Below are 3,446 nucleotides of genomic sequence, written 5' to 3'. Positions count from 1 at the left end.
AATGGGTTTTCTTAGAAAAACTTCTTAATCGCTTTTTCAGCACAAGCGACATCTAAGTGGCCACCTGGAGCGCCACCCACACCAATCGCGCCTATCATGGCATTGTTCAGTTGTACCGGAACACCACCCGCCAGGAACAACAAGTTGTCGTCCATATTCTGCAAGGGTTGCATGATAGGTTTGTCGGCGATGAGTTTCATCAGGTTACCTGACGGCTGCTTCATGCTTGCCACTGTGAACGCTTTTTTGCGTGAGCTATCAAGAGTGTGGATGCCTGCGCCGTCAGAACGTAGTTGAGCAATCACATTGCCCGACAAGTCGACAACAGTCGCAGAAACCTTGTAGCCATCGGCTTCACATTGATTAACGGCTTCATGGGCAAGCTTGAAGGCCGCTTCTGATGATATTTGAGTGAAAGAGACCGTTTGTGTTTCTGCTGCCATTGCATTGTGAGAAAGGCTAAGGAAACCAAGGGTTGCTGCTAGTACTGTTAGGTTTGTCGTTTTCATGTTTACTCCGTTAAAGCATCTGTTTTCAAAAAGAATCTGTTTTCAAAAAATATTCGTTTTTCAAATTCCGAATTCTATTTTTTGTTTGTTTAGAAAGGGTGTTTTTAATCAACTGGTTCATACTAACGAATGCATGATTACGACTGGCTTTCTTGAACATTACAAAGTTGCAATGTTGGTTATATTCGAGAAAGGATATTGATAGAGTGTATTAAGACCACGGCAAATAAATAAACGGACGTTAATGAAAATACTATTGATTGAAGATGACATTCATATCGCGAGATTTTTGGTGAATGGTTTTCAGCAAGAAGGGATAACGGTGACACACGCAACAGATGGTGTTGATGGATTACACGAGGCCGTAACCGAAGAGTATGACGTGATCATTCTCGATATCATGTTGCCAAAGAAAGATGGGTTTGAAGTGTTGGCTGAACTCAGAGGGCAAGGCTACGCGACGCCCGTCATCATATTAAGTGCCAAACACTCAGTGGAAGAACGAGTGCAAGGGCTACAGTCAGGTGCTGATGATTATTTGGTAAAACCTTTTGCATTTCCTGAGTTATTGGCTCGTTGCCAAACCTTGGTGCGTCGAGGTAAGCAACCGACAACTCAGCCATTAGAATTGCATTACGGCCCGCTTAGCTTAGACCTACTTAAACACACGCTGCAAAGAGATCAACAAACGATCACCATTAATCAGCGCGAGTTTATGTTGATGAAATTACTGCTCGAAAACCGAGAGGCTGTGATGTCGAAAACGGCGATTCTTGAGCATGTTTGGGGGCATCAGTTTGATCCGCAAACCAACGTGGTCGATGTTTTGGTTTGTAGGCTTCGCAGCAAAGTTGATAAGGGTTTTTCTAAGCCGTTAATTCACACACTTCGAGGTGTTGGCTATGTCCTCAAGTCGTAGTATTGAACAGGCGCTTGCTAAAACGCAGAGACATTTGTTGGTTCGCTTTATGTCGACTTTACTGCTCTGCTTGCTGCTGGTGGAACTGATTGTTGGGGCGATCTTCTTTTTCGACCTTTACCAAACGGAAAAGAAGATCCTTACGTCTATGTCGACCGAGTATCAGCGTATTTTGACTTACGATTCGAGTGAGCGATTGATTCATGTTTTAGAGGCGAATCCTCATCGGCTACTCGAAAACAACATTGCGGCGTATAAGCTTGAGAAGGGCGCTTCATCTGATGGCGTGTTTATCGCTGGTGTTCAACATTTATCAACAGCACAGCCTTTTTCTAACTACCAAATTGATGACAATCGTTCATGGCTAGAGAGCTTCATCTTTAGTCCCTATATGTCGTTACCTATTGAAGGGGAGCAGTATGATTTCTGGTTGGTTTTGGATAACCGAGCAAGAGACTTTATCGCCTACAATCAATGGCTAATGACCTTATATGCGTTGCTTGCTCTCGTGGCTGTGACCGCAGTATTCACTCGTAACATCATCCAGAGTGCGATGTCTCCGTTAGTGACCTTTGGCGACCTGCTCGATAAGCTGAAAAAAGGGCAGTTAGAATTTCCTAGCACTAAAAATGAAGCCGAATCTGATTTAGCGCAAGGGCTCAACGTGATCAGCTCTAGTGTCCATACTGCGGTTGCCAAGTTACAGCACGTGACGACAACCTTGAATACGACCGTCGATGCGATCGCTCATGATATTCGAACTCCTTTGTCGCGTATTACGTTAGCCTCCCAAACGGCATTGCTCAATAACGCCGACCAACAAGCGATGAAAGACGCATTGGCAGATTGTTCTGAACACGCCATGCAGGCAAGCAATATGTTAACCGCCTTGATGAAGTTGAACGACGAGCTGACCGGAAAGCGCATACCACAGAAAGTGCCGACTCAGGTCTCTGACGTGATTAGCAATGTGGTGAGCTGGTATGAAGATGTTGCAGAGGACAAACGAATCGAGCTGGTGGTTGAGAGCGCTGATGGTCTTGCGATTCAGTCAGACCCTGATAAGTTGACTCAGGTGTTGGTTAATCTTGTTGATAACGCGATTAAGTACACCGAGCCCGAAGGAAGAGTGACGGTCAAAGCGGAGCAAAGCACCGAAGGTAAGGTCGAGATAAGTATCCAGGACACCGGTGTGGGCATTGAACAGAAATATCAGGACTTGATTTTTGACCGACTTTACCGAGTCGACAGCAGCCGCAGCAATATCGAGGGGTATGGTCTTGGATTATCTTTAGCGCTTGCCATGGTCGAGAATCTAGAAGGAACGCTAGTCGTTGAATCTGAATTGGGTGTGGGAAGTACTTTTACTCTTTCGTTGTAACAACGATTTATATCGTCACTTCGTCTTTGAAATTTCAACTCTTACGCACAAAGAATGCCCCGCACTAGTGGGGCATTCTTGTTTTGGGGAAGGGAGGTTCTCCATGAACAGGTTCGGGAGGTAGAGTAACCTGCGCCAACCCTATTGGCTGCTTGTAGCTTGTAGCTTTTGACCTTAGCTATCGATCCAGTAAATCTTATTTTTCACATGATAGTTGTTGGCATATGCCAATAACTGGGCGTATGCTGAACTTCTGATCATCAATAACAGGAAGTTACTATGTTATACGCAATACCTTGTCGTGACCTTCATGTCGGCAACCATTTTGCCCGTTCTCCACAGATCGCGATTGTCGATGAGCAACAACAAATAAAGCATCTTATTCCTTTGGTTGAGTCAGACAGCCCGTGCAATAAGAAGAAGCAATGGATGTCCGTCGTTAAATCTTATGATGTGAAAGCTGTTGTGGTTCGTCACATCGGGAAGAAAATGCTGTCGCACTTGTTCAATCATGATGTTCGCGTTTTTACATCTAAAGGAAAAGCCGAAGTTACCACTCTGGATTTTAGCAATCTACAAGAAGTAACCGACCTCGATTATGGTCGCGAGTCGCGCAATATCGGGTGTAGCAATAAAA

At 44.8% G+C, this 3,446-nt stretch carries 4 protein-coding genes; 3 read left to right on the top strand and 1 reads right to left on the bottom strand.

Annotated elements, in window-relative coordinates; genetic code table 11:
* Window positions 1-11 precede the first annotated feature (11 nt).
* Window positions 12-509: a heme-binding protein gene (locus AB4653_RS24725; RefSeq protein ID WP_102258562.1), complete on the bottom strand. Its 498-nt coding sequence runs from the start codon at window positions 507-509 to the stop codon at window positions 12-14.
* 244 nt (window positions 510-753) lie between these two features.
* Between AB4653_RS24725 and AB4653_RS24720 the strand changes: the two genes are divergently transcribed.
* The 3 genes from AB4653_RS24720 to AB4653_RS24710 all read left to right on the top strand — a co-directional run.
* Window positions 754-1,428: a response regulator transcription factor gene (locus AB4653_RS24720; protein ID WP_009846974.1), complete on the top strand. Its 675-nt coding sequence runs from the start codon at window positions 754-756 to the stop codon at window positions 1,426-1,428.
* A complete protein-coding gene (locus tag AB4653_RS24715) occupies window positions 1,412-2,809 on the top strand; it encodes a HAMP domain-containing sensor histidine kinase (RefSeq protein ID WP_102258560.1) in 1,398 nt (465 codons plus the stop codon). The genes AB4653_RS24720 and AB4653_RS24715 overlap by 17 nt, the downstream gene beginning before the upstream one ends.
* Before the next feature lie 279 nt (window positions 2,810-3,088).
* The coding region (locus AB4653_RS24710; RefSeq protein ID WP_372105551.1) for a NifB/NifX family molybdenum-iron cluster-binding protein at window positions 3,089-3,446 on the top strand (358 nt) is incomplete at its 3' end.

It is taken from the genome of Vibrio sp. 10N.222.48.A3, from assembly GCF_041475345.1.
In the GTDB taxonomy this organism is placed as follows: Bacteria; Pseudomonadota; Gammaproteobacteria; order Enterobacterales; family Vibrionaceae; genus Vibrio; species Vibrio tasmaniensis_A.
Note: the sequence above shows the minus strand (reverse complement) of the source record. Positions and strands in the feature narration are given on the sequence as shown.

Coding starts and splice junctions, on each gene's coding strand:
- AB4653_RS24725 (WP_102258562.1), bottom strand. CDS start 509: ATGAAAACGACAAACCTAACAGTACTAGCAGCAACCCTTGGTTTCCTT.
- AB4653_RS24720 (WP_009846974.1), top strand. CDS start 754: ATGAAAATACTATTGATTGAAGATGACATTCATATCGCGAGATTTTTG.
- AB4653_RS24715 (WP_102258560.1), top strand. CDS start 1,412: ATGTCCTCAAGTCGTAGTATTGAACAGGCGCTTGCTAAAACGCAGAGA.